Raw genomic sequence first — 26702 nt, forward strand, 5'->3', positions numbered from 1 at the left:
AAATTGTAAACTCTCGGGTGTGAAAGCATCTTCCAGAATTTATCGCACCCTTCCCCGCTACGATACCCAGCAACCCAGCGCGGTAACTATCGGCAACTTCGACGGCGTCCATCGCGGGCACCAGGCTATCCTTGCGCGCGTGCACGAATCAGCGCAAGAGCGAGGCCTGGCCTCTACCGTGATGACTTTCGAGCCCCATCCACGCGCCTATTTTGCACGACGTGGTCAACGGCCCGAACTGATTCCAACCCAGATCAGCAGTCTGCGCGACAAGGTCCAAGCCTTACAGGCGCATCAGGTCAACCAGCTAGTGCTGGAACGCTTTAACCAGGCGCTGGCTGATATGTCGGCAGAAGACTTTATAGAACAGTTGCTGGTGCGCGGCCTGAATACGCGCTGGCTACTGGTGGGCGAAGACTTCCGGTATGGCCACAAGCGTAGCGGCGACATAGACTTGTTGCGCCGCGCAGGCAAGCAATACGGATTCGACGTCGAAACCATAGCGGATATCGCGGACGAGCACGGCCATCGTATATCCAGTTCTGAAGTCCGCACTGCGTTGGCCGTTGGCAACCTGGAACGGGCTGAACACCTGCTTGGCCGCAGCTACCGGATCACCGGCCATGTCATCCATGGCCAAAAACTCGGGCGCACGATAGGCTACCCCACGCTGAATGTAAAAGTACCGCTGCAATGCGCCGCCCGCTCGGGCGTGTATGTGGTGCGGGCGCACGGCCTGGCGGCCCATCCCATCAACGGTGTTGCCAGCCTGGGGGTGCGGCCAACCATCTCGCACGGAGGCCGCCTGATGCTCGAAGCGCATCTGCTGGACTGCCAGGTGGACGCATACGGTAAACTCGCAGGTATTGAATTCCTACAGTACCTGCGGGACGAAGAAAAATTTCCCGACCTTCCCACAATGATCGCTGCCATCGACCAAGATGTACAAAGCGCTCGCGACTATTTTGCCTTCCATGGACTATAGAAACACCTTAAACTTGCCCGAAACCCCCTTCCCCATGCGGGGAGACCTTGCTAAACGCGAACCCGGCTGGATTGCCCAATGGGAAGAGAAAAAGGTTTACGCCGCCATACGCGATGCCAGCAAAGGTCGACCAAAATTCATCTTGCACGATGGCCCGCCGTACGCCAACGGCGACATCCATATCGGTCATGCAGTCAACAAAGTGCTGAAAGACATTATCGTCAAGAGCCGCGCCATGGCGGGCTACGATGCCGTGTATGTGCCCGGCTGGGATTGCCATGGCATGCCTATCGAGATCCAGATCGAAAAAAAATACGGCAAGCATTTGCCGGTGGCCGAGGTACAGTCCAAAGCACGTGCCTATGCTTATGAACAAATCGATCGTCAACGCAAAGACTTCAAACGCCTGGGCGTACTGGCTGATTGGGAACGCCCCTATCTGACCATGAACTTCAGCAACGAAGCCGATGAGCTGCGTTCGCTGGCCCGCATCTTTGAGAAAGGCTATGTGTTCCGGGGCCTGAAACCGGTCAACTGGTGTTTTGATTGTGGTTCGGCATTGGCCGAAGCCGAAGTTGAATACGCCGACCGCAAAGACCCGTCGGTTCACGTCGCATTCAAGTTCGGCGACAAAACCAAACTGGCACATGCTTTCGGGCTGACACAAGTCGACGATGGCGCAATCGTCATCTGGACCACCACGCCCTGGACGCTGCCCGCCAACCAGGCGCTGAATGTCCATCCTGATATCGACTATGCCCTGGTTCAGCTTGACCAGCCACGCAGTACCGGTTCGTTGCTGCTGCTGGCAAAAGACCTGGTTGCGTCCTGCCTGGAAGAATGGAAGCTCAGCGGCAAGGTAATCGCTACAGCCAAGGGCGATGCGCTGACGAACCTCGAGTTCAAGCACCCGCTCTACGACGCGCATGAAGGCTATCAGCGCATGTCGCCCGTCTATCTGGGCGACTATGTCACGCTGGACTCCGGTACAGGCGTTGTGCACTCCGCCCCCGCTTACGGTATTGAAGACTTTGTGTCATGCAAGACACACGGCCTTGCCGACGACCAAATCATCAGCCCAGTCATGGGTGACGGCCACTACGTTCAAAGCCTGCCGCTATTTGGCGGGCTAATGATCTGGAAGGCCAATCCTCTTATTGTCCAAGCGCTGCAAGATGCTGGCAGCCTGTTGCATACCGAACAATATGTGCACAGCTACATGCACTGTTGGCGCCACAAGACACCTATCATTTATCGCGCTACCAGCCAATGGTTTGCCGGCATGGATCGCAAGCCTGTCGCAGGCAAAACCTTGCGCGAAACGGCGCTGGAAGGCATCGATAATACCGAGTTCTTCCCCGCATGGGGCCGAGCCCGCCTGCATGCCATGATAGCCAATCGTCCAGACTGGACCTTGTCCCGGCAACGCCAGTGGGGTGTACCCATGGCCTTCTTCGTGCACAAGGAAACAGGCGAAGTTCATCCACGCACTGTCGAGCTGATGGAGCAAATTGCCCAGCGCATCGAACAACACGGTATCGAAGCGTGGCAGTCGCTGGATCCCGCCGAGCTGCTAGGCGACGAAGCAAGCCAGTACGAAAAGAACCGCGATACCCTTGATGTATGGTTCGACTCGGGCACCACGCACGCCACGGTGCTGGGCGGCCAGGACCACAGCGTAAAAGGCTCCCACGCCGATGTGCTGTCATGGCCGGCCGACCTGTATCTGGAAGGCTCAGACCAGCACCGGGGCTGGTTCCACTCGTCGCTGTTGACCAGTTGCATGCTGTATGGCCGTCCGCCCTACAAAGCCTTGCTGACACACGGCTTCGTGGTCGATGGTCAAGGCCGGAAAATGAGCAAATCGGTAGGCAACGTCATTGGGCCTCAAAAGATTTCCGATTCGCTAGGCGCCGAAATTCTGCGCCTATGGACCGCTTCCACCGATTATTCAGGTGAACTGTCCATTTCGGACGAAATTCTTAAACGTGTGGTCGAGGGCTATCGACGCATCCGCAACACACTCAAGTTCCTGTTGGGCAACCTGCAAGACTTCAATGTAGCCAGCGACGCAGTCGAACTTGAACATATGTTCGAGATAGACCGCTATGCTTTGGCCATGACGGCGGCGATGCAAGCCGACACCTTGGCCAATTACAAGCGCTACGAGTTCCACCCAATTGTGTCTCGCCTGCAAATTTTCTGCTCCGAAGACCTTGGCGCGTTCTACCTGGACGTCCTGAAAGACCGTCTGTACACCGCGGGCAAAGACAGCGTGGCGCGCCGTTCCGCCCAAACGGCAATACATCACATCACGCACGCCCTGATCAAGCTGCTGGCGCCAATCGTGTCGTTTACGGCAGAAGAGGCCTGGAATGACTTGCATACGGGCCGCGACATGCCCAGTATCTTTACCGAGCTCTTCCACGCCTTGCCCGATCAAGTCGATGCGCAATTGCTGCGTAACAAATGGGATCGTCTGCGTGAAATTCGCGCCGATGTGATGCGCAAGATCGAAGAAGTCCGCACGGCGGGCGATATCGGTTCGTCGCTTGCCGCCGAACTGGATATCTACGCCACGGGCGACGACCACACATTGCTTGCAAGTCTGGGAGACGACTTGCGCTTCGTCCTGATCGTATCGCGCGCCAGCCTGCATGCTGGCGAAGGCGCCTTGCGCATCACAGTCAGCCCAACCACACATCAGAAGTGTGAACGCTGCTGGCATCATCGCGACGATGTCGGCGCCGATCCGGAACACCCCGCTATTTGTGGGCGTTGCACCACCAACCTGTTTGGCCTGGGTGAACTGCGTCACTATGCCTAAGCCCCAAACCGGCACGCTTACCCAGTCTCCAAAAGCAGTACGCTTTTGGAGCTGGATAGCGGGTGCATTCCTGATCATCGTGCTCGACCAGATCACCAAAATCTATTTCGAAGGGAATTTGCAGTACGGCGAGCGCTGGCATGTACTGCCTTTCTTCGACTTCACCTTGCTCTATAACCCGGGCGCCGCCTTCAGCTTTCTGGCCGATAGCCAAGGATGGCAACGCTGGTTTTTCACCGCCATCGCGCTCGGAGCCACTGGCCTTATTGTTTACTTGCTGCGGCGCAGCCCCACACAAACCTTGTTCTGCGCATCGCTCATGTGCATTCTGGGCGGGGCCGTAGGGAATGTCATTGACCGCGTGCAGCACGGCCATGTGATTGATTTTCTATTGTTCTACTGGAACAACTGGTATTTTCCGGCTTTTAATGTGGCCGACATTGCCATCACTTGCGGCGCAATTCTGCTCGTACTGGACGAATTGTTGCGCATGCGTCGCCACAAGCGCAAACCCGAAGAACCAGCCTGACCTCATAACATAAGGCGAACGCCCTCATGCTAGAACTCGCACAGAAACGCATTGTCCTGGGCCTGACCGGGGGCATTGCCTGCTACAAAATAGCCGAATTCGTTCGCCGTGCCCAAGACTTGGGCGCCGTGATCGACGTGGTCATGACCGAGGCGGCTACCCACTTCATTACTCCGGTGACGATGCAGGCATTGTCGGGACGCCCGGTATTCCTTGATGCCTGGGATAACCGCGTGCCCAACAATATGGCGCATATCAACCTGACCCGAGGCGCCGACGCCATTTTCATTGCGCCAGCCAGCACTGACTTCATCGCAAAACTGGCTCATGGTCTTGCTGACGACCTGCTCTCTACCCTGTGCGTGGCCAAAGGCAACTGCCCACTGCTGGTGGCTCCCGCCATGAATCGGGAAATGTGGCTGCACCCGGCAACCCAACGCAATGTCGCCCAAATTAAGGCCGATGGCGTTGCCATTCTTGGGCCTGCCGAAGGCGATCAAGCCTGCGGCGAGGTCGGTAGCGGTCGCATGCTTGAACCTAACGAACTGCTTGCCGAGCTCGTTGCTTTTTTCCAGCCCAAAGTGCTGGCAGGCAAGCGCGTGCTTATCACCGCGGGTCCGACGTCAGAAAAAATCGATCCAGTTCGTGTGATTACCAACCGGTCATCCGGAAAAATGGGTTATGCCATTGCCCAGGCCGCCCGCGAAGCCGGCGCGCAAGTCACCCTGATTTCCGGCGCCACGGCCTTACCGGCACCGTATGGCGTGCTTCGCTTGAATGCAGAGAGCGCCTTGGATATGCATGCCGCCGTCATGGCCGAAGCATCTGGTGCCGACATTTTCATCTCCGTGGCCGCTGTCGCCGACTGGCGCGTAGTCAATGTCAGTAACAACAAACTGAAGAAAACAGCTTCCGGACAGGCCCCTGAGCTTGAGTTCGCGCAGAACCCGGACATTCTGGCCGACGTTGCCAAACTGCCCTCGGGCCCATGGTGCGTGGGCTTTGCCGCCGAAACAGAAAATCTGCTGGAATATGCCGAAGCCAAGCGCAAGCGCAAGGGAGTGCCTTTGCTGGTCGGGAACCTGGCTCAACAAGCGATGAACGCCGAATCGACTGAACTGGTGTTATTCGACGAGACCGGGCACAAGACCCTGCCTGCCCAGCCAAAAATAAATGCTGCACGGCAGTTGATCAAGGCAATTGCACAACGTATGCCTGGTTGAAGCGCGTCCGGAACGGATCAGTACACACTTTCAGGCTACCCGGCCCTCCCCTCTATCTTCAAATACGACAAAAAATCATGAGAAAAATCGCTCTTAAAATCCTTGACCCCCGCATGAACGACTATCTTCCCGCTTACGCCACAGGCGGATCTGCCGGGCTCGACCTGCGAGCATGCATAGATAAGCCTGTGACGCTGACCGCGGGGTCGACAGAATTAATACCGACGGGTCTGTCCATACATATCGCAGACCCTGCCTATGCGGCGGTTATCCTGCCTCGATCTGGACTGGGACATAAACACGGAATCGTCTTGGGCAATCTGGTCGGGCTTATCGATTCGGACTATCAAGGCCCGTTGATGATTTCGGCCTGGAATCGCAGCCAGGAAGATTTTGTGTTGCAGCCTATGGAACGTTTGGCCCAGCTGGTTGTGGTGCCGGTTCAGCAGATCGAGTTCGAGATTGTGGATGAGTTCGAAGATAGCTCGAGGGGCGATGGCGGGTTTGGGAGTACGGGGCGGTCTTAAGTTAGGCGTGCGCAGGAACCGAGCACGGCCAGGCACCACACGCGACGAGATCATCTATTGTCTTGTGCAGAAGGTCCTGGACTTTAATCGCTGCGATCGACATAGGCAGTGTTGCCGATCTGCCAAGGTAAATTGAGCGGGTCATTTTGGGACTTTTGATTTGTAGCGCGAGAAGTCGGCCAGATGTCATAGGTTCGTTTATCGCAGCAAACGACAATATGGTCGATCCGACACCAGCAACCGCAAGCTCAATCAGCTCGGGTATTGCGTTGACCTCTGCAATCACGTTTAGCGATACGCTCTCTTTTGATAGATATTCCTCGATTCGCCGGCGCAAGCTGTGGGCTGTTGTCGGCAACACCATGGGAAGCGAGTCTATTGACTTCAGGGCAACGCCATCGGTAAGCATGGCGGGTGGAATCCGCAGATTCAATAGTTGATGTCTTGATGTAGCAAGCACCAACTCTTCGTCCATCAGATGACTGAACTGCAGCCGAGCATCATCTTCTGTGCCGAACGTCACGCCGATGTCTATCTGACCGCGCAATAATTGATCGGGAATGTACCCAGTACTCATTTCGACCATTTGAAGTCGAATTTTAGGCCATTGGCGTACAACGTTCTGAACAAGCGGAACCGTTACAAACTTGGCAACAGACTGGGGCAAAGCAATTGAAACGCGACCGCTAGGCTCGTCCACGGCGCTACGAACATCCTCGCAGGCAACATCCACACGTCGCAGTATTCCCATGGCATGTACCAGAAACCTATCCCCTGCAGCGGTTAACGTTACTCCCCGTGCATGCCTGTCAAATAATGGGGTTCCCAGATGTTCCTCAAGCTGTTTGACCTGAACACTGAGTGCCGGCTGAGCGATATGCTGGCTCTCGGCAGCAGCGGATATTGAACCGGCCGACGCAACAGCAACAAAACTTCGCAGACTGCGTAGATCAAGGGTCATTTGAGTTGCCTCCAAGGAATCGCTGACTAAGCTATATTAAATTATTATAGCTGGCATTAAAAATTGGTCTTTGATATATATCTTGGGCACTGGCAGACTGCAAATGTGATTAGTCTGAATTAAAAATTTTTTATCGATAGAGGATGGAGAGATGAAAAAAATAACTCGCCGTATGCTGCTGCTTGGGATCGCTACAACTGTATTTTCATTGCCAACCATGGCACAACTGAGCGGGGGAAAAACGGTCACTATTGTCGTACCATTTTCAGCCAGCGGGCCTACTGATTTCATTGCACGACTGCTTGCACAGCCCCTCGCAAAAGAATTAGGCATACCGGTCATTATCGATAATCGGCCAGGAGCAAGCGGAAACATTGGTACCAAACGTGTGGTGGATGCCAAGCCAGACGGCTTGACACTGGTACACAGTACAGCAGCAATGCAGGCGGTCAATCCTTTAATGTATCCCGATGCCGGGTTCGACCCAACCCGCGACCTGATCTCGGTTGGCATCACAGGTGCGTTGCCCAACATACTAGTCGTACATCCTGATTCTGGTATTAAGACCGTTGAGGAGCTAGTCAAGAAAGGCAAGCAAGAAGGCGGCGATCTGAGCTTCGCGACGTTTGGCCCGGGGAGTTCGCCCGATTTCTTCGGCTCTTTGCTCAAGAAAACAACCAATATCACCAGCACGGCGATTGCCTACAAAGGGAGTGGCAGTGCGAGTACGGACATGTTAGCGGGCCGTATCGATTTCATGTTTGACAGCATGACTACCAGTCTGCCCCAGATAAAAGCCGGGAAATTGGTGCCGCTGGCCATCACGTCATCTACACGCTCACCTCTCTTGCCCGAGGTTCCAACATTGAAAGAAACCGGCTACGGCGATGTTGATGTCAACTTTTGGTTCACCCTGCAGGTCCCCGCAACAACACCGCCTGAGCTTGTCGCCAAACTGCGCCAGGCAATTGATAAAGCCGTACAAGACCCTGAGTATCGCCAAAGCGTTGCAGCTCGAGGAGTCGAAAACTTCTATGTCGCTCCCTCAGAACTTGATGCCTTTATCACTAGCGATACAAAAAAATGGCGGGAAACAGCACAATCGATCGGCATCAAGCCCGAATAAGTAGATTTGACGCGCGAGACGGAAAATGCAGCCACTTAAAGGTATAAAAATTGTCGATCTGACCAAAGTCTTGGCAGGTCCATTGTGTAGCCAGTATCTTGGGGAGTATGGCGCTGACGTCATTAAGATTGAAACACCGGGCAGCGGCGACGATACACGGGGATGGCTGCCGCAGGACCAGGGCCAATCCGCGGTCTTTCTGGCAGTCAACCACAATAAACGCAGCCTGGCCGTTGACCTCAAATCCGAAGAAGGCCGCAAAATTGTTCATCGGCTAGTTGAAGATGCTGACGTAGTGCTTCAGGGGTTCGGTGGAGGAACCGCTAAGCGATTAGGCGTTGACTATGAAACACTGGCTTCTTTGAATCCCAGACTCATTTACTGTGAGATTTCCGGTTACGGTAGAAACGGACCCATGGGCAACGAGCCGGGTTACGACGTGATGCTCCAGGCTTTTAGCGGCATGATAAGCACCATCGGCGACAAAGAAGGTCACTATGCCCGTGCCAGTTTTTCGCCGGTAGATATCGGGACAGCCATGAATGGCCTCAGCGGTGTGCTGGCTGCAGTGATTGAGCGCAATCGAACCGGTAAAGGCATCTATCTTGAAATATCCCTGCTTGATACCGCACTGGGCTTTATGACTTACATGGCCCAGAGCTATTGGCGTACGGGCGTGAATCCTAAACCAATGGGAACAGCACATCCTTCGATGTCGCCCTACCAAGCCTTTCAGGCGGCAGACGGTCAAATCATGCTCGGGGCGGGCAATGATGCCCAATGGCGTCGATTCTGCGCAGTGGCCGGGTTGAACGACTATGTCGACCACCCCGACTTTGTCACCAATGCTCAGCGCATGACCAACTTAGAGAAAACGGTGGCCCTGGTGCAAGAGGTTATGAAAACCAAGACAGTATCAGAGTGGCTGTCATGCCTGAGTGCCGCCGGCGTGCCATGTTCTCCCATTAACACGCTAGGACAGGCCTTGGCTCATCCGCAAGTGGCTGCGCGAGGTCTCGTCGTTGAGTCGAACCATCCAGTTCTGGGGGCACTAAAGAATATCGGTCATCCGGTACGGTTTGAGCAACAGGACCGATCTGCCTCCCGCCCCCCGCCGCTTCATGGAGAACATAGTGAACAAGTACTGCTTGAGGCAGGATATAGCCACGAATATATTCAATCGCTGACCGACCAGGGGATCATTACGAAACCCACCCAATCATATAAATAAGCGCTTGCATCATTATTCAGCAAGCCCCCTCATTGGAGCGTGAAAGTGTCAACACTGAGCTACGAAGTCAAAAATCAAGTTGCAGAAATACTATTTAATAACCCGCCAGTAAATGCCCTGTCAGAGGCCATGCTGGAGGATTACCTCGGCATGCTGGAAAAAGCATCCCGCGACCCGGAAGTTCGTGCTGTTATTGTTGGAAGCAAAATACCCGGCCGATTTTCAGCTGGTCTTAATCTGATGGCGATTCACACCGGTGAACCAGGCAAAGTACGCGCTTTGCTCGACCGTTTATATGTACGGATGACTGAGATCCAGTTCAATATGGGCAAGCCCACAATCGCCGCTATCGGTGGGACAGCTCGCGGTGGTGGTATGACGATAGCTGTCTCCTGCGACATGATCGTAGCCTCAAGCATGGCAACTTTTGGCTATCCAGAAATTGATGCTGGCGTGCTTCCGTCCATCCATTTCACTCATCTGCCGCGCATTATCGGCCGACATCGCGCATTTGAACTGCTGTTTACGGGGCGCTCGTTTAGTGCACAAGAGGCGGTATCGCTCGGACTGGTTTCTCGTCTGACGGAAGATGGGCAAGAGCTTGAAGGCGCGCGTGCGCTTGCTCAAACTATATGTGGAAAATCAGCTGAAGTCGTGCGTACAGGAAAAAATGCCTTCATGTATGCCAATGACAACGGTTACCGCCAAGCGGTGTCCGCAGCCGCAGACAGTTTCTGCAATGTGGCTGCGGCCAGCGCAGCCAAAGAAGGTATAGCTGCCTTTGTGGAAAAGCGTAAACCGGTCTGGTAGGACACTAGTCCGCTGGCGTAGGAGTGCCCAGCATAGGGGATGCCCCTACACCGGGCACCCCTACGTCGGTTGCCAAAAACCGTAAATCAGGCAGCCTCTTCCTCACCCAAATAAGCCGCCCGCACCTTGGGATCATCCAGCAGCTGTTTCGAGGGTCCCTGCAAAATCACCTGCCCCGACTCCATCACATAGCCCCGATTGCTCGTTTCAAGCGCGAGCTTGGCATTTTGCTCGATAAGCAAAATCGTCACCCCTTCGGCAGCAACCGTGCGTATCACCTCGAAAATCTTTTCCACCATTAACGGCGCCAGTCCCATGGAAGGTTCGTCCAGCAGCAACAGCTTGGGGCGAGATATCATGGCGCGCCCCATTGCAAGCATCTGCTGCTCCCCCCCCGACAAAGTGCCAGCCGACTGAGCGCGTCGCTCCGCCAACCTTGGAAAGAGACTGAACACATGATCGGTGTCTTTCGATACGGCAGCCTTGTCATTACGAGTGTAGCCACCCATGGCCAGGTTTTCCGCTATTGTCAGTTGGCCGAAAATGCCCCGCCCTTCAGGCACCATTACCAAGCCCTGGCGCACCAGCATGTAAGACTGCGTGCCCACGATGGATTTGCCGTCATACAGGATCTCTCCGCCGGCAACGGGAACCAGCCCGCATATAGCGCGCAGCGTGGTGCTTTTACCTGCCCCGTTGGCACCGATAAGGCTAACCAGCTCACCCCGGCCGACCGACAAATCCATGCCACGTACGGCTCGTATACCGCCGTAAGCCACTTCCAGTTGCCGTATCTCGAGCAAGTTATTCGTCTGGCTCATTGCGTATCCTTATTGGTTTTCGGCCTGTTTGCCGGTGCACTTACGACAGTCGCATGCTCTGCCGCCCCGGCGCCCAGGTAGGCTTCGATCACTTTGGGATTTCGCTGCACGTCGACAGGCTTACCCTCGGCAAGCACTTTGCCATACTCCAGCACCAACACACGATTGCACAAACCCATGACCAGCTTCATATCGTGCTCGATCAAGAGCACCGTAACGCCATCGCCACGTATCTTTTCAATCAACCGCCGCAGCACAACGGTTTCCGATGCATTCATGCCCGCAGCGGGTTCATCCAAAGCCAGCAAGGTCGGCTCTGTGGCCAATGCCCGGGCAATTTCAAGCCGGCGTTGATCCCCGTAAGGCAAGGACTGAGCGACGTCGTTGGCACGATGACCAATGCCGACATACTCCAGTAGCTCCTTGGCACGCTGCTCGATGGCAAGCTCCTCGGCACGCGTGCGCTTGTTGCGGGTCACAGCCCCCCACACGCCGGCCCGCGTGCGGATATGCCGACCTATCATTACGTTCTCTATAGCGCTTAAATTGCCGAACAGGCGTATGTTCTGAAAAGTACGAGCCAGGCCCACCATGGCTATCTGGTGCGGCTTCAGGCGGGTCAGTTGGTGCCCCATGAAATTGCATGACCCGGACTCCGGCACGTACAAGCTGGTAAGCACATTGAACAGCGTCGTTTTCCCCGCCCCGTTAGGGCCGATAAGACCGTAGATATCGCCCTTGCATATGGAAAAGCTGACGTCGGACAACGCTTGCAGGCCACCGAAGCGCTTGCTCAACTTGTTTGCGACAAGCAGCAACTCTGGCATGGAGCGAGCATCGATGTTTTCAGTAGCGTTAATCATGCCTTGCCCTCCTTCGCGCCAGTAAGTTCCCGACGACGAACCGCCGATGGCCACAACCCCGCTGGTCGGAAGATCATGACGAGCACAAGTGCAAAGCCGAACATCAGCATGCGTATCCCTTCAGGGTCCAAAATGACGTCGCCAAACAAGGTTTGCTGCAAAGGCACTACGACCGCCCGCAAAAGCTCGGGAAAGACCGATAGCAAAATCGCACCCAATATGACACCCGGGATATGCCCCATCCCGCCCAGCACCACCATGCACAGTACGGAAATGGATTCCGTAAGGCTAAAGCTTTCCGGGCTGACAAAACCCTGCATGGACGCAAACATAGCGCCTGCCACCCCGCCAAAGCTTGCGCCCATGGAAAAGGCCAGCAGCTTGATGTTGCGGGTGTTAATGCCCATGGCCTTGGCAGCCACCTCATCTTCGCGCACAGCTTCCCAGGCGCGTCCTATGCGAGAATTCTGTAACCGGGCGCATATGATTACGATGATGATCGTGATCAAGAGCAACAAGTAATAGTATTTCTCGGGACCTGTGATGCGGAAGCCGAAAATCTCCTGGCTACGGCCGAAAAGAAAGCCATTGACCGAAAACGTGTCAACCCGGTTTATTCCTTGGGGACCATTGGTGATATTGATAGGCGCATCCAGATTATTCATGAAGATGCGGACAATCTCGCCAAACCCCAGCGTTACGATAGCCAGGTAGTCACCTCTTAACTTGAGCGTGGGCGCCCCCAATAACGCACCGAAGATAGCAGCCAAGAGCACGCCAGCCGGCAACACTACCCAGAACGGCAGGTGCAGCCCAAAATGCGGCGAAGCCAGCAATGCCCATACATAAGCGCCAACCGCATAGAACGCGATATAGCCAAGGTCCAGCAAACCGGCAAAACCCACGACAATATTCAGGCCAAGCGCGAGCATGACGTACAACAGCGCAAAGTTAAGCGTGCGCACCCAGCTTTGCCCGGCCATGCCAAGCACAAAGGGCAGCACAGCCAGCACGGTTCCAAATAGTGCAATGCCCAGCCATACTTTGAACGACACGCCGGTGCTGGAAGTAGAAGAATGGCTCATGCGCGGTCTCCTACACGTTCGCCCAGCAATCCTGACGGACGGAAAACCAGCACCAGGATCAACACGATAAACGAGAATACATCCTGATAGTTGCTACCGAACACGCCATTAGTCAGATCCCCGATGTATCCGGCACCCAACGATTCGATTATGCCCAGCAGCAGTCCGCCCAGCATGGCGCCGCCTAGGTTGCCAATACCACCCAACACCGCAGCGGTGAACGCCTTAAGGCCCAGCAGAAAGCCCATGGTGTACTGCGCGACGCCATAATATGTGGTGACCATCACGCCCGCCACGGCGGCAAGCGCAGAGCCAATCAGGAAGGCGGCTGCGATCACTGTATTAATGTTCACCCCCATCAGACCGGCCACCTCGCGATTCTGCGCGGTAGCCCGCATGGCGGTTCCCAGACGAGTGCGATGCACCACAAGCAACAGACCCGCCATGATGGCAGTGGCGGTCAGGATAATAATGACTTGCAGCAGACTAATCCGTGCGCCGCCTATCGGAAATATGACGGGCTCGATAATGTGCGGAAAACTGAGATAGTTGCGTCCCCAAACCATCATCGCTATGTTCTGGATAATGATGGAAACGCCAATTGCGGTGATCAGTGCGGCCAGTCGCGGCGCTCGACGTAGCGGACGGTAAGCGTAACGCTCAGCCAGCCAGCCCAAGGCCATGCAAACCGGAATAGAAACCAGCAATGCCACGATAATGGCGAACCATGCCGAAACGCTGCCCGGGTCGGCGCCAATAAGCGTCACCACCATCGTGGTCGCTACCATTGCGCCCACCATGACGACGTCGCCATGGGCGAAATTGATAAGGCCTATGATTCCATAAACCATGGTGTAGCCAAGGGCAACCAGGGCATATACGCTGCCCACCGTGATGCCATTGATCAACTGTTGTATGAGAATATCCATGCTTTATGACTCTGAAAATGGGGCCGGCAAGCGCCGGCCCGCAAAAAACCACAAAAAATCGACGCAGCCTTAATTGGCCTTGCTGACCATGGTTTTCACCATTTCCCACTTGCCATTCTTCACTTCATAAATGGTGACCGAGATTTCCTTCAGATCGCCTTTGCTGTCATAAGCGATATTTTGGCTGGTCGCGCCAGTACGCGAAAGCGCGGCAAGCTTGGGCAAGTAAGCTTTGGGTTTGGCCGAACCGGCTTCTTTCATGGCGGTGATCATGTTCCAGGCGCCATCATAAGCATAGGGAGCGTAAACGCCGGGCTCGACTTTGAAACGCGCTTTGTAGTCGGCTTCAAATTTTTCTCCGGCGGCCATTTGCTTAAGCGGCACGCCAGCCAGCGAGGCGTAAGTGCCATTGGCGGCATCGCCGGCAAGTTTAAGGAAAGTGTCGCTACGCGTCATTTCACCCGAAACCAGCGGAGCCTTGATACCTAGCGTGGCCATTTGACGACGCATTGGGCCGGACTGCGCATCCAGCCCGCCAAAGAAGATGGCTGCAGGTTCTTTGGATTTGATGTTGGTCAGAATAGAAGTGAAATCGTTGGCTTTGTCAGTGGTGTATTCGCGCGCAATCACTTTTCCGCCGGCGGCTTCCACGGCTTTGGCAACCTGATCCGCCAACCCCTGGCCATAAGCGGTACGATCATCGATCAAGGCAACAGTTTTCGCGCCCAAATCTTTGACGATGAATTCACCCGCAGCTGCGCCCTGCTGGGTGTCGCTGGTCATCATGCGGAATGTGGTGTCATAGCCCTGATCGGTGTATTCGGGCGACGTGGCCATGGCGATTTGCGGCAAGCCGGCATCGTTGTAGACGCTGGATGCGGGAATGGTCGTGCCGGAATTGAAGTGGCCCAATACGCCATCGACGCCTTGGTCCACGATTTGTTGCGCTACCTGCACAGCAGTACGCGGGTCGGCCTGGTCATCACGCGAGACGAGTTCGAACTTGGCGGTTTTACCGTCGAGCTGGATATTTTGCTTGTTAGCCTCTTCAAGCGCCAGGGTCAGGCCGTTTTTCATGTCTTCGCCATAATGCGACTGCGGCCCGGTCAACGGAGCGGCAAAGCCCAGTTTGACAACCGTATTGTCGGCTGCCTGAGCCTGGCCCAACGCAAAGCTTGCCATCACGGCGGCTGTTGCAGCTAAAAGCTTGAATCCTTTAATGGATTTCATATTTATCTCCGGTATATAAGAAGAATATTAATTAGCCCGAGTGCGGGTAGCACCTGGGATTACACCAAAAGCACAACCTATTTTTAATTGGTCGTAACCCTTAATAAAACATCATTGCTGCATCAGGGCTTATAGCTAGCCCACCATCATGAGGCTTGCGTTGCCCCCCGCCGCTGCGGTGTTCACGCTAACCGAAACTTCACGCCATAAACGTTCCAGGCGATAACCCTGACCGGCAGCCAGTTCATCGCTGCTCAGGCCTTGCACCGACAGGATAGGCCCTTGCCTTTGCGCCACCGCTTGATTAAGCGCCCGCAACGCATCACTATCGCCTTCGAACAACACTGCCTGATAATCGCCGTGTTCGACCTCATCACGCGCTGCCAACCGTATGTTCTTCTTTTCTGCCGCACTTCGGGCTGCAAGGAACGCCTGGCCCGCTTCGGTATCCAGCAGTGCCATTTGATTGCCGGTGCGCACGCACGCGTCGAACTGGACGGCCGCGCCGTCTACCGTCGCTGCTACGCACAGCACCGTGCCGCGCGGTTTGATGTGATACAGATTGCTTTCGCCAGTAGGGCCGGCAAGCACGACTGGAGCCCTAAGGGCACTATCCATATCGCACCACGCTGGCAAGCTATCAGGGCGGCGCGCCAACAAGCGCAAAAGGTACAGCGGGCCGCCAGCCTTGGGGCCCGTGCCCGAAAGCCCTTCTCCGCCAAACGGCTGGACACCGACCACTGCCCCCACAATATTACGATTGACGTAAATATTGCCCGCATGAATCCGTTCAGACACACGAGCTACCGTTTCATCCAGCCGTGTATGCACGCCAAAAGTAAGGCCGTAACCCGTTGCATTGATCGCATCGATCAGGGCATCCAACTTTTCACGCTTATAGCGCACCACATGTAAAACGGGGCCGAAGACTTCCTGTTTTAACGCCGCTACATCCGTGATCTCGATGATAGTTGGCGAAATAAAAGAGCCATGCTCGCACCGCTCACCGAGCGTCAGTTGATCCACCCTGTGGCCAGCATCCCGCATAGACTGGATGTGGGCCTGGATATTTGCTTGTGCATCGGCATCAATGACAGGGCCGACATCGGACGACAGCAGATCTGTCCGGCCAACCTGCAGCTCTTGCATTGCGCCACGCAGCATAGTCAGGACATGATCAGCGCAATCTTCCTGGACACACAAAACACGCAGTGCTGAACAACGTTGGCCGGCGGAATCGAAAGCGGAAGTCAGCACATCGAACACCACTTGTTCGGCTAAAGCGGATGAGTCCACAACCATCGCATTCTGGCCCCCGGTTTCAGCAATCAACGGAATGGGGTGGCCGGCATCGTCAAGACGCTGAGCAAGTTGCCGGGAAATCAGCCGAGCCACATCAGTAGAACCGGTAAACATGACGCCGCGCACTGCGGGACTGGCCACCAGGGCGGCGCCTACCGTCTCTCCCCGCCCGGGCAAAAGTTGTACGGCGCCGGCCGGCACACCGGCCCGACGTAAAATGGCAACCGCCTGCGCTGCAATCAAGCTGGTTTGTTCCGCCGGCTTAGCCAGCACAACGTTGCCCGCTGCAAGCGCGGCCGCCACCTGGCCAGTAAAAATGGCCAACGGAAAATTCCAGGGACTAATACACAGCACAGGCCCAACAGGACGATGTGTATCGTTAGAAAATGATTGTTCGATTTGCGCTGCGTAGTAGCGTAGAAAGTCCACGGCTTCGCGAACTTCCGCAATGGCATTGGCCAGCGACTTGCCAGCCTCGCGAACGATCAAGCCCAGCAAGGGCTGCATCTCGTCTTCCAGCATTTGGGCTGCACGCACCAGACATTGGGCGCGTTCAGTCACTGGTGTTGCCTGCCAGATCGGCGCCGCATGCGTCGCCGCTGCCAAGGCACTTTCCACTTCCGCAGGGTTGGTCTCTATGACAAACCCCACTATGTCGCGATGGTCTCCCGGATTGCATACGGCACGGGTGCGCGCCTCATCCCATTCGGGTTCGCCCTCTCCCACCATTGGCGCGGCGCGCCATGCATGGCCTACGCTGTTGAGCAACGCTGCCGACAGCGAACCCAGACGATGTTCGTTTGAAAGATCCAGGCCTGCCGAATTCAGTCGACCATCCACCTGGCTATACAACTGCCTGGGCAACGAGATTTTGTCATGCGGCGCACCCAGCGGCTGAATACGTAATGCAGACTGCACTGGGTCCGCAATCAGGGTATCGACAGGAATAGCCTCGTCGCCGATCTGGTTCACAAATGACGTATTTGCACCGTTCTCCAGCAGTCGACGCACCAGGTAAGCCAGTAAGGTTTCATGGGTGCCTACCGGTGCATAAATCCGGCAGGGGCGATTCAACTTGCCTTGGGCGATGGGCCCTGTTACTTCGTCGTACAGCGGTTCGCCCATGCCATGCAAACACTGGAATTCGTATTGGCCCGGATAATAGTTTTGCCCAGCCATATGGTAAATAGCCGACAGCGTATGAGCGTTATGTGTTGCGAATTGCGGGTATACCGCCTGCGGCGCTGCAAGCAGCTTGCGGGCGCAGGCCAGATAAGACACGTCGGTGTATATCTTGCGCGTGTAAACGGGATAGCCTTCCAGCCCATCGATCTGCGCGCGCTTGATCTCCGAGTCCCAGTAAGCCCCTTTGACCAGCCTGATCATCAAGCGATGCCCGCTGCGTTCAGCAAGATCGATGACGTGATCAATGACGAATGGCGCACGTTTTTGATAGGCCTGAATGACGAAACCAATGCCGTTCCAACCTGACAGGTCAGAGTCAAAGCACAGGGCTTCCAGCAAATCCAGCGAAATCTCGAGACGATCGGCTTCCTCGGCATCGATATTCAAGCCTATGTCGTAGCTGCGGGCCAGCTTGGCCAGCGTCAACATGCGTGGCAGCAGTTCCGCCATGACGCGCTCGCGCTGCGCCCGGCTGTAGCGCGGATGCAATGCGGAAAGCTTGATGGAAATACCAGGCCCTTCGTAAATGCCACGTCCTTGCGAGGCCTTGCCTATGGCGTGTATGGCCTGTTCGTACGACACATAATAACGATCGGCATCGACGGCCGTCGTCGCTGCTTCGCCGAGCATATCGTAGGAATACCGAAACCCTTTATCTTCAAGCTTGCGGCTGTTGGCGATCGCAGCTGAAATGGTTTGCCCGGTAACGAACTGCTCGCCCATCATGCGCATGGCGATATTCACGCCTTTGCGAATCAACGGTTCACCGCCCTTGCCAATCAGACGAGTCAGCGCCGTAGACAAAGACTGCTCGCTATTTACGCTGACCAGCTTGCCGGTAAGCATCAAGCCCCACGTTGCAGCATTGACAAATAGCGAGGGCGATTCACCCATATGTGAGCGCCAATCGCCGTGGCTGATCTTGTCGCGTATAAGGGCATCACGTGTCGCCCTGTCGGGAATGCGAAGCAAAGCCTCGGCCAGGCACATCAAGGCCACGCCTTCCTGGCTGGACAAGGAAAACTCCTGAATCAAGGCTTCGACCCCGCCACCCTTGCGTTTGCCGCGCAATGCCTCTACAAGGCGGCGTGCCAAGGCATGTACTTCTTGCGGCTGCGCAGAGCGTGCCTGATCAACCAGAACAGGTATGCATTCCGTTTCGGGACGCCGGTAAGCCGATGTGATGGCCGCGCGCAGCACTGACTGTGGTTGTATGTCTTGGGCGAACTCATAGAAAGGTAATGAGCTTTCAGGGGCAAGCGGTGCTTCGACAGATGCTTCGCCGTCGTTGGAGCCGAAATAACTGATTTCCGCCGGCAGTTGCCCGCGCTCTATCGCGTCGACATAAGCAAAGATGGCCTGCTTATGGAGCCAATGCGGGGTGCAACCTAGTTTACCTGCCGCGTTTTTCAGACGCTCGCGCAGCGTTTCATCAATCTTGACGCCCAGTGTGGTCGTTGCCATAACCTGTTCCTGTAAATCGTTTTCCACGTTGCAGCCAGTCGACGGACGCAGCACTGCTTCAACATAGCTTCTCGTTAAACGAGAACGAAATACTAATCAGGTTGTACCTTTTTTTATATTGTGGTTAACCCTTTATCGCTAGCCGCATCAAAAGGTGCAACCTTTATTCAGCACGCCATCAACCGCCGCTTTTCCGGGACTACCTGATAACTGGGCGGCGATCACTTGCGCAATTCGGCGTAAGGCTTCCTGATGCCCCGCAACCATGGCGGACACACCCTCTCCGACCAAAACCTGAGTCTCGGCACGGCATATTGTCGCTTTTTTAGCTGGCTGATTGACGGGGGTCAGCCGCCATGTGGCATCCACCAGCACTCGTTCGTTGTAGACAGACTCGAAGCGCTGTACATGCAGAGCAACCTTCCACATCGCCAACGACTCCGGTACAGAGCCGGTGGCAATATCGAGTACGCCCAACTTGCGGGAAAGCTCGTCCGACAAGGCATTGCGAATTTCATCCGACAGCGGCGAAGCCCACAAGGAACTGTTCAACAAACTTACCTGTGTGCTCTGGGGATCGCTAAGCACAATCTGCAGCCGATCTACCTGCTCCGGCAACACCACGGGCTGCACGCTGATCGCGAACTTAGTCCCCGCGGCCTGTTGGGTGTTCGCGCCGACAGACTCCGGCGTCGACGCCGGCAGCAAAGTGTAATAACGGGGAGCCGTGCTCGCGCATGCGGTAAGTGCAACAGCCAACAATGCATATGAAAAGATGCGGCCAAAATTCATGACGTTTCCTAAGGACTAACCGGCACTGCATCGCGGGCGGGCCCACGCAACAGCGACGTCGGATGCGTTTGGAGGTAATCCGCCAGGGCACGCAGCGATTTTGCCGTATTGCTGATTTCGCGCAAAGTGCGATCTATGTTGTCGTTCATGGGGGAATTCTGCGCCAACAACTTATCAATACTGCTCAACGATTTTTGAGCGGCTTTAAGCATTGAGGTGGCTTGCGGCGCCAATTGCCCATCGAGGTTCTTAACGAGCTGTGCTACCGATTGCAGGCTGGTACGCAGATCCTTGCCTATGTCTTCGAACGGGACTGCGTCAAGCTTGGTGACGATACTGGTAATCTGCTGCTGCAAGCGGTCGAAGTCGCCGACGATGGTCGGCAGAATCACGGGCTGCGCCTTGCTATCAAATGACACCGGCTTGGCATCCGTGAAAAAGTCCAGCGCCACATACTGTTGGCCGGTCAGGATGTTGGCCGCACGCATTTGCGCCCGCAAACCGTTTTCAACCATAACGCTCAACAAATCCGAATCCGTATTTTTAGAATCTGGACTACCTTTGCGCATATTTTCGTAAGCTGCGCCAAACCGCATTGGGTAGAGCTCACCCTTGACCAGCGCATAAAAATACTTGTCCTTGGCATTGTATTCAAGGTCGATATCCACCACCCTACCCAGCTCCAGACCGCGAAAATCGATAGGTGCGCCCACTTTCAGGCCGCGCACCGATTGCCGAAAATGCAACTCGACAGCGTATGGCGGGCCATCCGGGTCAGCCATCGCTTGCGCTTGCGTGTCGGTTAGCGGGAATACGCTGTCCGCCTGGGCAGGCTCGGTGCTGGTTCCATCGGGCGAACCGAATGCCACACCGCCCGCCATGACAGAAACGACAGAGCCAGTTTGCACCTTGAGCCCATCGGCGCTCAAGGACAAGTCAATACCGCTGGCATTCCAGAAGCGTGTATCTTTCGTGACAAACTTATCGTTGGGCTTGTCCACAAACACTTGGATGGAAACGGCTTTTCCACCTTCATCGAGGTCGTAGCCGATAACCCGCCCCACTTGTATCCGTCGATAATAAACCGGCGAACCGATTTCCAGCGAACCTAGATCAGGCGCTTTCAAGGTAAAGCGCGATCCGGGCCGTCCACTGGTGATTTCAGGCGGTTTTTCGAGGCCGGTAAACTCATAAACAGGCTGATTGCCGTTCTTGGTCTCTACCGCATCCACACCGATATAAGCCCCGGAAAGCAAGGTGCCCAATCCCGAGACGCCACTGATACCCAAACGGGGCCGGACTACCCAAAAACGTGTGCTTTCCTGAGTAATATAATCAGACCCCTCACGATTGAGCTCAGCCTCAACCAGCACTTTGGACCGATCAGCGGCCACTTTAATGCCGCTTACCATCCCGACGACCACATCTTTATAGCGGACCTTGGTTTGTCCGATTTCCAAACCTTCGGCAGACTCAAAACTGATCGTAACGGTCGGCCCCGTGTGCATCCAGTTGCGCACCAACAGGGAGGCCCCGACTAAAACTGCCACCAGCGGTACCAACCATATCCATGAGAACCGAACTTCGCGAGCTGGCTTGATATCGGGCCGACGCAAGTCCTGGGAAATACCTGTTGTCGCCGGGGACGTATCCCCATCGGATTTTTCGGATTCTGGCGCAGCATTGTGGTCTGTCATACCGTTCTCTTAAGACTGCGTTCTGCCGGGTGCTATCTGCCCGGAGGTTGAACTAGCGGGCGATTGTAACGCGCCGGCTTCCAACGCGTGAGGCTGCTGATCCCAGCCGCGGCGAGGATCATAGCTCATGGCGGCAAACATGGTAAGAATCACCACAAAGCCGAAGCTCGCCGCGCCCGGCCCTGCGATGATCTGCGAAACGCCCGGAAAATCGGCCATGGCGGTCAGCAGGATAACTACGAAAACGTCCAACATAGACCATTGGCCTATGAATTCGATCAATTCATACAAGCGCGTACGCTGGCGTTGCACAGTGCTGCCGCGCCAATGCCTGTTCACCATCAGCACCATTAATGCCAAAAGCTTGGTCATGGGCACCACGACGCTGGCCACAAAGACAATGACCGCGAGATCCCACGACCCCAGTTGCCACAGCTCTATCACACCGCCCAGAATGGTATGCGCACTCTCTCCGACTGCGGTACGCAGCCTCATGACTGGCAAGATATTAGCGGGAATATAAACAATACTGGCCGTGATGATCAGGGCCCACACACGAGATACCGGATTGGGCTTGCGCCGATGCATACGCGCATGGCAACGCTCACAGCGACAGGCCTCTGTGCCTGGTTTAATGTTCTGGACATAGCCGCACGATGAGCATGACGCCACTACTCTACCTGGGGACAAGTTCGGATGGGGTGCCTGGACTAACCCTGCATCCTCGGCATATCGCCATAATCGATGCGCTGTCACGCGGCTAAGCCCAGTCAGCATGAATGTAAGTACGCCAAAGGCCCATAACCCTGGGCCGATGGAAAGCTTGGCCAAGCTGGAAAACTTCACCAACGCCACGATCACACCCAGCATCAAGACCGGTACCATGCTCCAGGGCGCTATCCAATGCAAAAACCGCATGCCGTAGCGAAAATCCCCAGGCAAGCGCCCTGATTGGATTGACAGCAACGCCCAAAGCACGAACATTAACTGCATAAGCGGAAGCCAAAAGGCGAACATCCCCGTCATGACCGCCAACAACAGATGGCCTTGCCTCCAGGTCAGCCACAGCGCCTCCGGCAAAGACGCCTGCACCGTCATTCCCTGGAGGTTAAGTATTGCGATGGGAAAATAGTTGGCGATGGCGAAAACAAGAAGAGCCGCCACCACCAACGCTATCCAACCGTTCAGCGATACGCTGCTGCGCCGATACAGCACATAGCCGCAACATGTACATGTTGCGATAGCGCGAGGCTCAATAGGCATGCGCTCGTGTAGCGTTGCGCAATGCTCGCAAGCAACCACCGGCCCCTCTTTCATCAATCAACCAGCTCGGGTTCCGGATGCGAAGGCGATGCGTGATTAGACTTGGCTGGCTTTTCAGGCTTCTGGGAAATGACGAGATCCACTTTCCCGTCTTTATCGAGGCCGACCTCGACATGCCCGCCATCGACCAAGCGCCCGAATAACAATTCATCGGCCAACGCGCGTCGTATCGTGTCCTGAATAAGGCGCTGCATAGGCCGCGCACCCATAGCCGGATCGAAGCCTTCCTTGGCCAGATGCTCGCGCAACGCGTCCGAAAATACGGCTTCGACGCGTTTTTCGTGCAACTGGTCTTCGAGCTGCATAAGGAATTTGTCGACTACCCGCATGATGATATCGCGCGATAGCGGCATAAAACCGATGATGGCATCGAGGCGATTGCGGAATTCAGGCGTAAACAAGCGCTTGATGTCCGCCATTTCGTCACCCGTGCGAGCAGGTTGGGCAAAACCAATGGTGGTACGGTTTAGCGCCTCGGCCCCCGCGTTCGTCGTCATGACAAGAATAACGTTGCGGAAGTCCGACTTGCGGCCATTGTTATCGGTAAGTGTGCCGTGATCCATGACTTGCAGGAGGATGTTATATACATCCGGGTGCGCTTTTTCGATCTCGTCCAACAGCAGCACGCAATGCGGCTGCTTGCTGACTGCTTCGGTAAGCAGCCCGCCTTGATCGAAACCAACATAGCCAGGAGGCGCACCGATAAGACGCGATACGGTGTGACGTTCCATGTATTCGGACATATCGAAGCGCAAGAGCTCAATGCCCAGCACAAAAGCCAATTGGCGTGCGACCTCGGTTTTCCCGACGCCGGTAGGCCCGGAGAACAGGAAAGAGCCAATCGGCTTGTCGGGCCGGCCCAAGCCGGAACGCGCCATTTTTATGGCCGCTGCCAAGGCTTCAATTGCAGGGTCTTGGCCAAACACGACGGTTTTGAGATCACGTTCAAGAGTGGCCAGCTTGTTGCGGTCATCATTGGACACGCTTTGCGGCGGGATGCGCGCAATTTTGGCAACCGTAGCCTGGACTTCAGCCTTGCCGATGACTTTCTTTTGACGCGAGCGAGGCAATAGCCTTTGTGCGGCCCCCGCCTCGTCAATGACGTCAATAGCCTTATCGGGTAGAAACCTGTCATTGATATGGCGTGCCGCAAGCTCCGCCGCAGCGGTGATGGCAGCGGCCGAATACCGCACCCCATGATGCGCTTCGAAATGGCCTTTCAGACCACGCAGAATCTGGATCGTTTGTTCAACGGTGGGTTCCGGCACATCGATTTTCTGGAAACGACGCGACAAGGCGTGGTCTTTCTCGAAAATGCCGCGATATTCGTTGTAAGTCGTAGCCCCCATGCACTTGAGCTGGCCAGAGGACAAGGCCGGCTTGAGCAAATTGGAAGCATCAAGCGTACCGCCAGAAGCGGAACCCGCGCCGATAAGCGTATGGATTTCGTCTATGAACAAGATCGCATTGGTGTTGTCTTTAAGCGACTTGAGCACGCCCTTCAGGCGCTGTTCGAAGTCACCCCGGTACTTGGTTCCGGCAAGCAGCGCACCCATATCCAGCGCATAGACTTCAGAGTCGGAGAGAATTTCGGGAACATCGCCTTTGGTAATGCGCCAGGCAAGGCCTTCGGCAATAGCCGTTTTACCCACGCCCGCTTCGCCAACCAGCAAAGGATTGTTTTTGCGGCGGCGACACAACACCTGGATAACGCGCTCGACCTCGTGTTCGCGGCCGATCAGGGGGTCGATACGACCCTGGCGCGCTTCAGCATTGAGATCAGTTGCATACAGCTCGAGCGGAGATTTTTGCTGGTCGGATTTGGGCTCGGCTTCAACGGCCTGAGCCTTGACGGGTTCGGAAGCAGCGTCTTCGTTGGCTTTCGTAATGCCATGCGACAGGAAATTAACAACGTCCAGACGAGTAACGCCCTGCTGTTGCAGGAAATAAACCGCATGGGAGTCTTTTTCGCCGTACATAGCCACCAGCACATTGGCGCCTGTGACTGTGTTCTTGTTGGAATTACCCGACGACACATGCATGATGGCGCGCTGAATGACACGCTGAAAACCCAGGGTGGGTTGCGTATCGACTTCGTCTTCGCCGGGAAATATTGGCGTGTTCTCGTTGATGAACTTGCGTAACTCTTGACGCAAGACGTCAATATTGGCGGAACATGCGCGCAGGACGTCGGCAGCAGCAACGTTGTCGAGTAAGGCGAGCAATAGGTGCTCTACCGTAATAAATTCATGTCGCGCTGTTCGGGCCTCGACAAAGGCCATGTGCAGGCTGACTTCAAGTTCTTCGGAAATCACGCTTCCTCCATTACATATCGGAGCGGACAAACAATTCGATAAATCTTATTCTATGACTAAATCGACCTTGCGTATCAACATTAATAAAAGAGTCATCTTACTGTTATCGGTTGGTATTGAAACCGCCGATAACCTTACTATACCCGTACTTTTTGCGTAGTGCGCAAGCTAGATGCATCGTTATACAGAAAGGCAATGATTAGCTGTCGGGCGCTGGCTCCATGACACATTGCAACGGGTGCTGACGCGCATGTGCCAACTGCCGCACCATCTCGACACGCGTAGCCGCTATATCGCGTGGATAGACGCCGCACACGCCTCGCCCTTCATGGTGCACCTTCAGCATGATACGGGCAGCCTCGTCTTCATTTTTACCAAAAATGCGTTGCAAGACAATGACGACGAAGTCCATAGGCGTGTAATCGTCGTTCAAGAGCACCACCTGATACATGGGCGGAGGCGCCAGTTTGGCTGCTTGGCGATCAAGAACCGTATCGCGGTGATTTTCTATTTGAGTAGCCATAACAAATACTAGTGGTTTCCATAGTTGACTTTGCAAGGAGAAATTGCGCATTATCTAAGTATTCTGACGGCTGGATAGTTTTGCATGCGCGCCAGAATCCGTAGGCTAAAGCTAAACCTTGTAGTCGAGTTTCAACCTTATACTATAGTCGAGAGGCAGTCCGTATGTCTGATACAACCGCAACCTCTAACCCAGGGGATACCCAAAAGCTGACAGGAACCGTCAAATGGTTCAACGACGCTAAAGGTTTCGGCTTTATTACCCCGGATAATGGGGGCGAAGACCTTTTCGCGCATTTCTCATCCATCCAAATGAACGGCTTCAAGACCCTGAAAGAAGGTCAAAAAGTCGCTTTTGAAATTGCCCAAGGACCAAAAGGTAAACAAGCACTCAATATTACGGCTGCCTGACCGCACGCAACAACTGGGATTGCTTTAATAACAATGTATAAATTTTATCTGCTTACAGGGCTTTTAAGCCCTGTTTTTTTTCGTACGCTATTCGTATCTCTGGCGTTTGTCGTAGCCGGACAATTGCCCGCCCAGGCACAAAGCATGCTATTGCCAACGGCGCAACTGATGGTGGGGCCGCATGCCGTAAATGCTGAGATTGCAGCCACTGAGAATAGCAGGTCTTTTGGGCTGATGCAGCGCCAATCGCTGCCCCCGGACCATGGAATGCTATTTGTTTTTGACGATGTGGGAACGCCCTGCTTCTGGATGAAGAACACGCCATTGCCGCTGTCTATCGCTTTTATCAACGCCGAGGGGGTGATTGTAAACATCGCCGACATGCAGCCGCACAGCCTGGATACACATTGCCCTGCCGGCCCGGTAATTTATGCGCTGGAAATGCAGCAAGGGTGGTTCAAAGATCACCAGGTACAGGCTGGTGCGAAGGTGGCTAATTTGCCGGCGGCCAATCGGTAGTTCTTAGCTTCAGTACTTCCTGTCC

At 55.1% G+C, this 26702-nt stretch carries 22 protein-coding genes; 10 read left to right on the top strand and 12 right to left on the bottom strand.

What is annotated here, in order from left to right:
- The first annotated feature begins 19 nt into the window (after positions 1-19).
- The 5 genes from ABWO67_RS00625 (at position 20) to dut (ending at position 6091) form a co-directional block, all read left to right on the top strand.
- Positions 20-985 carry a bifunctional riboflavin kinase/FAD synthetase gene (locus ABWO67_RS00625; RefSeq protein ID WP_353146247.1) on the top strand — a complete coding sequence of 322 codons (966 nt, stop codon included), beginning with the start codon at positions 20-22 and terminating at the stop codon, positions 983-985.
- Positions 975-3812, top strand: a complete 2838-nt coding sequence (gene ileS, locus ABWO67_RS00630; RefSeq protein ID WP_353146249.1) for an isoleucine--tRNA ligase — start codon at positions 975-977, stop codon at positions 3810-3812. The genes ABWO67_RS00625 and ileS overlap by 11 nt, the downstream gene beginning before the upstream one ends.
- Positions 3805-4341, top strand: coding sequence for a signal peptidase II (lspA, locus tag ABWO67_RS00635; protein WP_353146251.1), 537 nt, complete (start codon positions 3805-3807; stop codon positions 4339-4341). The genes ileS and lspA overlap by 8 nt, the downstream gene beginning before the upstream one ends.
- Before the next feature lie 26 nt (positions 4342-4367).
- Positions 4368-5564 carry a bifunctional phosphopantothenoylcysteine decarboxylase/phosphopantothenate--cysteine ligase CoaBC gene (gene coaBC / locus ABWO67_RS00640; RefSeq protein WP_353146253.1) on the top strand — a complete coding sequence of 399 codons (1197 nt, stop codon included), beginning with the start codon at positions 4368-4370 and terminating at the stop codon, positions 5562-5564.
- Positions 5565-5641: 77 nt separating this feature from the next.
- The gene (gene dut, locus ABWO67_RS00645; protein ID WP_353146255.1) at positions 5642-6091 is read left to right on the top strand and encodes a dUTP diphosphatase; all 450 of its coding nucleotides are present in this window, start codon (positions 5642-5644) and stop codon (positions 6089-6091) included.
- 1 nt (position 6092) lies between these two features.
- Here dut and ABWO67_RS00650 read toward each other — a convergent pair whose 3' ends face one another.
- On the bottom strand, positions 6093-7052 hold the full coding sequence (locus ABWO67_RS00650) for a LysR substrate-binding domain-containing protein (RefSeq protein WP_353146257.1): 960 nt from the start codon (positions 7050-7052) through the stop codon (positions 6093-6095).
- Positions 7053-7203: 151 nt separating this feature from the next.
- Between ABWO67_RS00650 and ABWO67_RS00655 the strand changes: the two genes are divergently transcribed.
- From ABWO67_RS00655 to ABWO67_RS00665, 3 genes are read left to right on the top strand one after another with little or no spacing between them, the layout of a single operon-like run.
- A complete protein-coding gene (locus ABWO67_RS00655; RefSeq protein ID WP_353146259.1) occupies positions 7204-8178 on the top strand; it encodes a Bug family tripartite tricarboxylate transporter substrate binding protein in 975 nt (324 codons plus the stop codon).
- Positions 8179-8203: 25 nt separating this feature from the next.
- A complete protein-coding gene (locus tag ABWO67_RS00660; RefSeq protein WP_353146261.1) occupies positions 8204-9409 on the top strand; it encodes a CaiB/BaiF CoA transferase family protein in 1206 nt (401 codons plus the stop codon).
- A 45-nt stretch (positions 9410-9454) separates the two neighbouring features.
- Complete coding sequence (locus tag ABWO67_RS00665; protein ID WP_353146263.1) at positions 9455-10219, top strand: enoyl-CoA hydratase/isomerase family protein; 765 nt, start codon at positions 9455-9457, stop codon at positions 10217-10219.
- A gap of 86 nt (positions 10220-10305) precedes the next feature.
- Here the strand turns inward: ABWO67_RS00665 and ABWO67_RS00670 are convergent, their stop codons facing one another.
- The 11 genes from ABWO67_RS00670 to clpS all read right to left on the bottom strand — a co-directional run bounded on the left by ABWO67_RS00670 (position 10306) and on the right by clpS (position 25748).
- On the bottom strand, positions 10306-11040 hold the full coding sequence (locus tag ABWO67_RS00670) for an ABC transporter ATP-binding protein (protein ID WP_353146265.1): 735 nt from the start codon (positions 11038-11040) through the stop codon (positions 10306-10308).
- Positions 11037-11903, bottom strand: a complete 867-nt coding sequence (locus tag ABWO67_RS00675; protein ID WP_502929938.1) for an ABC transporter ATP-binding protein — start codon at positions 11901-11903, stop codon at positions 11037-11039. Before ABWO67_RS00675 ends, ABWO67_RS00670 begins: the two co-directional genes overlap by 4 nt.
- Positions 11900-12988 (bottom strand): ABC transporter permease subunit, encoded by a 1089-nt coding sequence (locus ABWO67_RS00680; protein ID WP_353146267.1) that lies wholly within the window; start codon positions 12986-12988, stop codon positions 11900-11902. The genes ABWO67_RS00675 and ABWO67_RS00680 overlap by 4 nt, the downstream gene beginning before the upstream one ends.
- Positions 12985-13917, bottom strand: coding sequence for a branched-chain amino acid ABC transporter permease (locus ABWO67_RS00685; RefSeq protein ID WP_353146269.1), 933 nt, complete (start codon positions 13915-13917; stop codon positions 12985-12987). The genes ABWO67_RS00680 and ABWO67_RS00685 overlap by 4 nt, the downstream gene beginning before the upstream one ends.
- Before the next feature lie 69 nt (positions 13918-13986).
- Positions 13987-15147: a branched-chain amino acid ABC transporter substrate-binding protein gene (locus ABWO67_RS00690; RefSeq protein ID WP_353146271.1), complete on the bottom strand. Its 1161-nt coding sequence runs from the start codon at positions 15145-15147 to the stop codon at positions 13987-13989.
- Positions 15148-15282: 135 nt separating this feature from the next.
- Entirely contained in the window at positions 15283-19098 is a 3816-nt protein-coding gene (gene putA, locus ABWO67_RS00695) for a trifunctional transcriptional regulator/proline dehydrogenase/L-glutamate gamma-semialdehyde dehydrogenase (RefSeq protein ID WP_353146273.1), read from the bottom strand.
- A gap of 147 nt (positions 19099-19245) precedes the next feature.
- Positions 19246-19890, bottom strand: coding sequence for a PqiC family protein (locus ABWO67_RS00700; RefSeq protein WP_353146275.1), 645 nt, complete (start codon positions 19888-19890; stop codon positions 19246-19248).
- A gap of 8 nt (positions 19891-19898) precedes the next feature.
- Positions 19899-21587 (bottom strand): PqiB family protein, encoded by a 1689-nt coding sequence (locus ABWO67_RS00705; protein WP_353146277.1) that lies wholly within the window; start codon positions 21585-21587, stop codon positions 19899-19901.
- A gap of 9 nt (positions 21588-21596) precedes the next feature.
- Complete coding sequence (locus tag ABWO67_RS00710) at positions 21597-22904, bottom strand: paraquat-inducible protein A (protein WP_353146279.1); 1308 nt, start codon at positions 22902-22904, stop codon at positions 21597-21599.
- Positions 22904-25225 (bottom strand): ATP-dependent Clp protease ATP-binding subunit ClpA, encoded by a 2322-nt coding sequence (gene clpA, locus ABWO67_RS00715; protein ID WP_353146281.1) that lies wholly within the window; start codon positions 25223-25225, stop codon positions 22904-22906. Before clpA ends, ABWO67_RS00710 begins: the two co-directional genes overlap by 1 nt.
- A gap of 199 nt (positions 25226-25424) precedes the next feature.
- On the bottom strand, positions 25425-25748 hold the full coding sequence (clpS, locus tag ABWO67_RS00720; RefSeq protein ID WP_353146283.1) for an ATP-dependent Clp protease adapter ClpS: 324 nt from the start codon (positions 25746-25748) through the stop codon (positions 25425-25427).
- A 164-nt stretch (positions 25749-25912) separates the two neighbouring features.
- Between clpS and ABWO67_RS00725 the strand changes: the two genes are divergently transcribed.
- Both ABWO67_RS00725 and ABWO67_RS00730 read left to right on the top strand, forming a co-directional pair.
- Positions 25913-26158, top strand: coding sequence for a cold-shock protein (locus tag ABWO67_RS00725; protein WP_132640896.1), 246 nt, complete (start codon positions 25913-25915; stop codon positions 26156-26158).
- Between the two features lie 144 nt (positions 26159-26302).
- Positions 26303-26677 carry a DUF192 domain-containing protein gene (locus ABWO67_RS00730; protein ID WP_353146285.1) on the top strand — a complete coding sequence of 125 codons (375 nt, stop codon included), beginning with the start codon at positions 26303-26305 and terminating at the stop codon, positions 26675-26677.
- Positions 26678-26702 lie beyond the last annotated feature (25 nt).

This window comes from Pollutimonas bauzanensis (assembly GCF_040393045.1).
Taxonomy (GTDB): domain Bacteria; phylum Pseudomonadota; class Gammaproteobacteria; order Burkholderiales; family Burkholderiaceae_B; genus Pollutimonas; species Pollutimonas bauzanensis_A.

Coding starts and splice junctions, on each gene's coding strand:
- ileS (WP_353146249.1), top strand. CDS start 975: ATGGACTATAGAAACACCTTAAACTTGCCCGAAACCCCCTTCCCCATG.
- lspA (WP_353146251.1), top strand. CDS start 3,805: ATGCCTAAGCCCCAAACCGGCACGCTTACCCAGTCTCCAAAAGCAGTA.
- coaBC (WP_353146253.1), top strand. CDS start 4,368: ATGCTAGAACTCGCACAGAAACGCATTGTCCTGGGCCTGACCGGGGGC.
- dut (WP_353146255.1), top strand. CDS start 5,642: ATGAGAAAAATCGCTCTTAAAATCCTTGACCCCCGCATGAACGACTAT.
- ABWO67_RS00650 (WP_353146257.1), bottom strand. CDS start 7,052: ATGACCCTTGATCTACGCAGTCTGCGAAGTTTTGTTGCTGTTGCGTCG.
- ABWO67_RS00655 (WP_353146259.1), top strand. CDS start 7,204: ATGAAAAAAATAACTCGCCGTATGCTGCTGCTTGGGATCGCTACAACT.
- ABWO67_RS00660 (WP_353146261.1), top strand. CDS start 8,204: ATGCAGCCACTTAAAGGTATAAAAATTGTCGATCTGACCAAAGTCTTG.
- ABWO67_RS00670 (WP_353146265.1), bottom strand. CDS start 11,040: ATGAGCCAGACGAATAACTTGCTCGAGATACGGCAACTGGAAGTGGCT.
- ABWO67_RS00675 (WP_502929938.1), bottom strand. CDS start 11,903: ATGATTAACGCTACTGAAAACATCGATGCTCGCTCCATGCCAGAGTTG.
- ABWO67_RS00680 (WP_353146267.1), bottom strand. CDS start 12,988: ATGAGCCATTCTTCTACTTCCAGCACCGGCGTGTCGTTCAAAGTATGG.
- ABWO67_RS00685 (WP_353146269.1), bottom strand. CDS start 13,917: ATGGATATTCTCATACAACAGTTGATCAATGGCATCACGGTGGGCAGC.
- ABWO67_RS00690 (WP_353146271.1), bottom strand. CDS start 15,147: ATGAAATCCATTAAAGGATTCAAGCTTTTAGCTGCAACAGCCGCCGTG.
- putA (WP_353146273.1), bottom strand. CDS start 19,098: ATGGCAACGACCACACTGGGCGTCAAGATTGATGAAACGCTGCGCGAG.
- ABWO67_RS00700 (WP_353146275.1), bottom strand. CDS start 19,890: ATGAATTTTGGCCGCATCTTTTCATATGCATTGTTGGCTGTTGCACTT.
- ABWO67_RS00705 (WP_353146277.1), bottom strand. CDS start 21,587: ATGACAGACCACAATGCTGCGCCAGAATCCGAAAAATCCGATGGGGAT.
- ABWO67_RS00710 (WP_353146279.1), bottom strand. CDS start 22,904: ATGAAAGAGGGGCCGGTGGTTGCTTGCGAGCATTGCGCAACGCTACAC.
- clpS (WP_353146283.1), bottom strand. CDS start 25,748: ATGGCTACTCAAATAGAAAATCACCGCGATACGGTTCTTGATCGCCAA.
- ABWO67_RS00725 (WP_132640896.1), top strand. CDS start 25,913: ATGTCTGATACAACCGCAACCTCTAACCCAGGGGATACCCAAAAGCTG.
- ABWO67_RS00730 (WP_353146285.1), top strand. CDS start 26,303: ATGCTATTGCCAACGGCGCAACTGATGGTGGGGCCGCATGCCGTAAAT.